The following is a 6,840-nucleotide window of genomic DNA, read 5'->3' on the forward strand; positions in this document are numbered from 1 at the left end:
GCCACACGGTAGACCAGTGATCTCCGTTTATCCACAGCCAGGACAAAGTTGGTGAGATCCCGTCCATAGCTATTGGCGGACCGTCAAAAGCGGTCTAGCTTCAGGCGCTGTTGCTGTGACCACGAAGGGTGGGTGAAGCATGCAGAACGCACCACATCACCGGTCGAGATCCCGGCGCGGCACGGCCGCGGCCCTGGTGGCGGGGACCCTGGCGGCATCGCTGCTGGGCGGCACCGCCGCCACCGCCAGACCGTATCCGGAGCCGGAGCCGACAACGTTATCCCTGCCGTCCCCACCGGGCGGCAAGAACGTCAAGGTCCTGGTGTTCCACGCCTCGGCCACCGAGGAGTCCCCGACCGTCGACGCGGGCATCGAGGCGATCGAGGCGATCGGCCTGTCCGGACCTGCCGACCGGCGCTTCAAGACCGTCGCGACGGACGACGCCTCGGTCTTCACCAACGCAAAGCGCCTGGGCACCTTCAACGCGGTCGTCTTCCTGACCGGGGGCGGCGACGTGCTCGACCCCGAGCAGGAGGCCGGCCTCGAGGCCTACATGGAAGCCGGCGGCGGCTTCCTCGGCATCCACGACGCCGCGCGCACCGAACCGTACTCCGACTGGTTCGCCGGTCTGATCGGCGCCCGGCCCGCGGCCACCAGCCCGGCGGCCGTGCAGCGCGCCGTCGTCGAGATCCCCGACCGGGTCAATCCGGCCACGAAGGACCTGCCGCTGGAGTGGAAGCGGCCCGACAAGTGGATCAACTGGGCGAGCAACCCGACCGGCAAGGTGCACACCGTCGCCAAGGTCCGCGAGAGCAGCTACAAGCCCGGAACCGGTGCCAACGGCGTCGACCACCCCGTCTCCTGGTGCCGCGACTACGACGGCGGCCGGTCCTTCTACACGGGGATGGGCGGTACGGCGGAGTCCTTCGCCGAGACCGACTTCCGCGACCACCTGCGGGGCGCCCTGCAGTGGACGTCCCGGCTCTCGCGCGCCGACTGCAAGGCGACCATCGACGCCAACTACAGCGCGGTGAAGGTCACCCAGCCCAACCAGGCCGGCCAGCAGGACCAGATCGGCGAACCGCACGGCCTGGTCGTGGCGCCGGACGGACGGGTGCTGTACATCGGCCGCGGCGGCGGCGCCAACGGCGCCCCGGTCGTGACCGACTGGGACAACCCCGACATGGGCAAGGGACTCGGCCAGGTCCACGTCTACGACCCGGCGACGAAGAAGGTGACCCTCGCGGGCGCCCTGACCGTCTTCGGCAACAAGGGCGGCGGCGACGAGCTCACCAAGGTCGAGGAGGGGCTGCTCGGCATCGAGCTGGACCCCGCCTTCGAGACCAACGGCTGGGTGTACCTCCACTACACCCCGCACTCCGGCCTCGACCGCGACAAGCACGTCGCGGAGCGGCGCGTCTCCCGCTTCACGCTGGACCTCGCCACGAACAGGCTGGACCTCGCCTCCGAGAAGGTCCTGCTCAAGTGGCCGGTGCAGGTCCACAGTTGCTGCCACGCCGGCGGCGGGATGGCCTGGGACTCCAAGGGCAACCTCTACATCGCGACCGGAGACAACAACTCCTCCGGCTTCAGCGGTGGTTACTCGGGCAACAACCCGGAGCCCGACTTCAAGGGCCTGTCCTTCGCGGACGCCCGACGCACGGCAGGCAACACCAACAACCTCAACGGCAAGATCCTGCGCATCCACCCGGAGCCCGACGGCACCTACACCCTGCCCCCGGGCAACCTCTTCACGGGCGAGGAGCAGGACGAGGGCGGCGACAAGACCCGCGGCGAGATCTACGTCATGGGCGTGCGCAATCCGGCGCGCATCTCCGTCGACAAGGAGACCGACATCCTGTACGCGGGCTGGGTCGGCCCCGACGCCGGCTCACCGAGCACGACCTGGGGGCCGGCGAAGTACGACACCTTTGCCGCGATCACCAAGGCCGGCAACCACGGCTGGCCGTTCTGCATGGGCAACAAGCAGCCCTACCGGGACCGCAACCTGCCGGACCCGGACAAGCCGCTGGGCTGGTACGACTGCGACGCCCCGAAGAACGAGTCGCCCAACAACGACGGCCTGGTGAACCTCCCGCCCGTCACCGGCAACACCATCTGGTACTCCCCGCAGGGCGGCGCCCCCGACTTCCCGCGGGACGCGAACGGGGTCCCCAGCTACAAGAACGAGGAGGCCACCTACCTCCTGCCGTGGCTCAAGGGCGGCGGCCAGGCCACCATGGACGGCCCGGTCTACCGCTACGACGCCACGACCGCGGGCGACGGCGCGTGGCCGCGGTACTGGGACGGCAAGTGGTTCGTCGGCGACTTCTACGACGCCGACAACCCGCGCCACGCGGTGCTGACCGACCCCAAGACCGTCGGCAAGGGCGGGCTGCCCGTCACCGCCGAGTCGCTGAAGAAGATCATCCCGGTCGGCCAGGGCGGCATCCGCAACCTCATGGACTGGAAGTTCGCGCCGGACGGCTCGCTCTACGTCCTCGACTACGGGCGAGGCTTCTTCACCTCCGACTCCCAGTCCGCGCTGTGGCGTGTGACGTACAAGGGCGGCCAGGCGACTCCGGCCGCCGCGGATCTGGCCAGGAAGGCGGCACAGTGAGACACCGACCTCTACGCCCGCTGGCGGCCCTGCTGGGCGCACTGCTGATGGTGCTGGGGCTCACCTCGACCGTCGCGTACGGACGCACCGACGACCGTGCGGGGGCCGGCGGGACCACGGCCGCCGCCCAGGTGCTCACCTGGACGGCCAGTTCCCGCACCGACCAGTACGCGAGCTTCCCGACCACGGCGGTGGCCGGACCGGCGACGCTCGTCTTCGAGAACAGCGCCGCGACCGGCAACGACATCGGCATGCCGCACACGCTCACCTTCGACGTGTCGGACCCCGAGTACAACCACGACGTCCCGCTCAACATCCTGGCCAACCCGGGCGACGACAACGGCGGCAGGCACACCGTCGACGTGACCCTCACCCCCGGCCGGTACCGCTTCTTCTGCAGCATCCCCGGCCACGGCCAGATGCAGGGCATCCTCACCGTGACCGAGGACGGCGGCGGCGACGACACCGCGGCGCCCACCACCGCGGCCGACGTCACGGGCCAGAAGAACGCCGACGGCGCCTTCGTCGGCTCCGCCACGGTCACCGTCACCGCGACCGACGACGGATCCGGTGTGAGGACGGTCGAGTACGCGGTCGGGGAGGACGGTCCGTGGCAGCCGTACACCACGCCCGTGGTCGTCGACCAGGTCGGCTCCCACACCGTCCGCTACCGCGCCACCGACCAGGCGGGCAACGTGGCGGCCGAGAAGTCCGTCGCCTTCGACGTGGTCGCGCCACCGACCGACGACACCACCGCGCCGGAGACCTCCGCGACCGTGAGCGGGGAGAAGGACGCCGACGGCAACTACCTGACGATGGCCACGGTCACCGTCACCGCGTCGGACACCGGCTCGGGCGTCAACACCATCGAGTACGCCATCGGGGCCGACGGCGCCTGGCAGCCGTACACCGCGCCGGTGATGGTGCATCAGGTCGGCTCCCACACCGTCCGCTACCGCGCCACGGACAAGGCGGGCAACGCGGCGGCCGCCAAGTCCGTCGCCTTCACCGTCGTGGCACCGCCCACGCAGGACACCACCGCGCCGGAGACCTCGGCGACGGTGACGGGTACGAGGAACTCCAACGGCGCGTACGTCACCAGCGCCAAGGTGACCGTCACCGCGACCGACGCGGGCTCCGGGGTGGACCGCGTCGAGTACTCCCTCGACGGCGGCCCGTACCTCGCGTACTCCGCTCCCGTCATCGTCGACCGGATCGGCTCGCACACGCTCGCCTACCGGGCCACGGACAAGGCGGGCAACACCTCCCCGGCCCGTGAGGTGACCTTCACCGTGGCGCAGGGCGGAGGCGTCCCGGCGCCCAACTGCCCCGAGTACGACGAGCGGCTGACCGTCATCGTCGGCACCGTGGACTCGGGTGTGCCGAACCGCCTCACCCGCAGCCGCTGCACCATCAACGAACTGATCGAGGACGAGAAGGACTGGTCCTCGCACGCCCTGTTCCTCAAGCACGTCGACGGCGTGCTCGACCGGCTGCTCGCCGACAACGTCATCGACCAGCGCGAGTTCAACAAGATCACCAAGGCCGCCAAGCAGTCGAAGATCGGCAAGCCCGGCCAGACGCAGGGCTACCGGGACCTGTTCGACGGCACCGAGGCGTCCCTCGCCAAGTGGGAGCAGGTGGGCGGCGGGCGCTTCACTCTCTCCGGCGAGGGCGCCATCACCAGCAGCACGACCGTCCCGGGCATGGGCATGCTGTGGTTCCCGGAGCGCAAGTACGGCGACTTCTCGCTCAAGCTGCAGTTCCGCGACGACGCCCCGGGCACGGGCAACGCCAACGGCGGCGTCTTCATCCGCTTCCCGAACGTCCACGACCACCCCGAGGAGTCCCGGCCCGAGTGGGTCGCCATCAACTACGGGCACGAGATCCAGATCCTCGACCGCCCCGACGGCGACATGTACAAGACCGGCTCCGTCTACGGCTTCGACCGTGTGGGCCTCGGCGGCGCCGGCGTGACCCCCAAGGGCACCTGGAACGACTACGAGATCCGCGCCGAGGGCCAGCACTTCACGGTCCTGCGCAACGGCGTCGTCATCAACGAGTTCGACAACGTAGGCGGCCAGGTCTTCGACCCGCCGCGCGACGGGGACCCGGGCACCGACGGACGGCGCTACGCCACCGGCTACATCGGCCTCCAGGTCCACAGCACGACGGATGTGATCTCCTACCGCGACATCCGCGTCAAGGAGCTGTGAGCCGGCACTCCTGACCGCCGCGTGGGCCCCCACCGCGAATGCGGTGGGGGCCCACCGCGCTGCCGGGTCGCGGCCCGTCTCGCACCGGGGCCCGCACCGGGTGGTGAAGGGCGGGGCTGCTCAGCTGTAGGCGGCGACGAGGTCGTGGGCGAGGGCGTCCAGGACCGGGGCGAGTTCGTGGCGTCCGGCCAGGCCGGCGGGCAGGGCCCGCGCGCCGTGCGCGGCACCGAGCAGGGCGCCGGTGACACAGCCGACGGACGCGCCGTCAGGCGCCGCGGCGGCGAGCCGCAGTGCCTCGTCGGCCTGGTGCCGGTGCGGGAGGGAGGCGGCGCAGTAGAGGGCGCCGCGCAGCGCCGAGAACGCGGTGGCGTCCGGGGCGAGCGCCGCGAGCCGTCGCGGGTCGGCCGGGTCGTCGGCGGCCAGCCGGAAGGCGGTGTGCAGGTGGCCGGTGCCGCCGCTGTCACCGAGGGCGTCCAGACCGGCGCGCACGGCGATGTGTACCTGCGACTGCTCGGCGAACAGGGGTTCCTGGACGTCCACGGCGCCGGTCAGGCAGTGGTGGAGCAAGACGGCTGCGTGCGCCGCCGCCGGGTGGGCGGCGATCTCCCGTGCGCGGACGGCCGCCTGTGCCGGACCGTGGACGGCTCCGGTGACGGCGACGGGGAGGGCGGCGGCGAGATGCGCCGCTTCAGTGCCACGCGCGTCGGCCGGTACGGGGCGCCCGGTGCGCGGGGCGTCCGGATCGGGGGCCTCCTCCCGCCGTAGTGCCGCCCACCTGCCGTCGGCGTTCCGCACGGCCGACGGGAGGCCACCAGTGGCGCGGATGATGCCCTCGACCGTGAGGCAGGCCGCCCGGGTGCCGGCTCCCGCGGGCAGCGGGCCGCGGTCCGGCAGCGCATCACGGGCGCTGCCCAGCGTGTCGCCGAGAGCCAGACCGAGCAGCAGTCCGCGCACCCGGGGCAAGGCCTCCTCGCGCAGCCGCGGGCGCTCCCTGTCGAGTTCCGGCGGCTGCTCTGCGCCGTCCTCCTCGGCGCCGTCCTCGTCGGCGACGTCCTCCTGCGGGGCGGCGGTGCGCGCCGCCGGTAGGGGCGTCGCGGGGTCCCCGGCGTCGTACGGGGTGTCAGGAGCGGGCGCCGAAGTCAGCAGCCGGACCGCGGCGTGCAGTTCGGGGTGGCCCGGTACCGGGAGCGACCCGTCCGGCACGCCGCCGATCAGATGGCCGTAGACGGCGGCGACGGCGGACGCCCCGGTCGGCCCGGCGGCCGAGTGGAGCAGGACCGGCTTGCCGGCGCGGCGCAGCCGCAGCACCTGGCGGGCGGCCTGGTCCAGCACATAGGGGAGGCCGGCGTCGCCTCCCGGACCGCCCGGCAGCCACACCCGAATGTGCTCCACGCCGGCACCGGGCGGGTCCGCCGGCGTCCCCGGCAGGCACAGCGACACCACGGCCCCGACCGGGACCGGCTCGGTGCCCGGGGCGCCCAGCAGCACTCCGGGGTCGTGCGGGTGGGGAACGGCGAAGCCGGCGTGGCCGCCGGCCGGCAGTCGGGGTGCCGAGGGCCGGCCGGTGTTGTCGTCGCTCCCGCCCCGGGCGGTGAGCACTGCCAGCCGGACGAGGTCCGGAGCGGTCAGGCCTGGCCAGCCGTGGACGGCCTGCTGCCAGTCCAGCGCGATGGCGGAGCAGCCCCAGCGTGCTCCGAGCAGGGCGCCGGTGATCGCCGCGACGGTGTCGGTGTCCGTGCCGGCCCGCACGGCCGCTTCCAGGGCGTGGCGCAGGTGCTGGGCGGGGAAGTGGCCTTGGGCGGGGTTCAGTTCGGGGACGGTGGTGTGGGTGATGGCCGACCAGGCGGCCTGGAGCGCGTGGACGACCCAGCCGTTGTTGGCGAAGTGGTGCGGGGGGTGGGTCTGTGCCTCGTCCAGCCGCTCGGCCCATGTCTTTCGGCGTTCGGGCGGGAGCAGGGTCAGGCCGTCGCGCACGCCGTCGAAGGTGCCGTGCAGTACGGCGGT

At 72.3% G+C, this 6,840-nt stretch carries 3 protein-coding genes; 2 read left to right on the forward strand and 1 reads right to left on the reverse strand.

The genetic code is table 11. The features are described 5' to 3' along the window. Positions 1-139 precede the first annotated feature (139 nt). The gene (locus B085_RS0129210) at positions 140-2,620 is read left to right on the forward strand and encodes a ThuA domain-containing protein (RefSeq protein ID WP_078620122.1); all 2,481 of its coding nucleotides are present in this window, start codon (positions 140-142) and stop codon (positions 2,618-2,620) included. Between the two features lie 47 nt (positions 2,621-2,667). Further along, positions 2,668-4,836 (forward strand): OmpL47-type beta-barrel domain-containing protein, encoded by a 2,169-nt coding sequence (locus B085_RS0129215; protein WP_078620124.1) that lies wholly within the window; start codon positions 2,668-2,670, stop codon positions 4,834-4,836. 120 nt (positions 4,837-4,956) lie between these two features. Here the strand turns inward: B085_RS0129215 and B085_RS44165 are convergent. Further along, the coding region (locus B085_RS44165; protein ID WP_018562153.1) for an ADP-ribosylglycohydrolase family protein at positions 4,957-6,840 on the reverse strand (1,884 nt) is incomplete at its 5' end.

Origin of the sequence: Streptomyces sp. BoleA5 (genome assembly GCF_000373665.1) — a bacterium.
GTDB lineage: Bacteria > Actinomycetota > Actinomycetes > Streptomycetales > Streptomycetaceae > Actinacidiphila.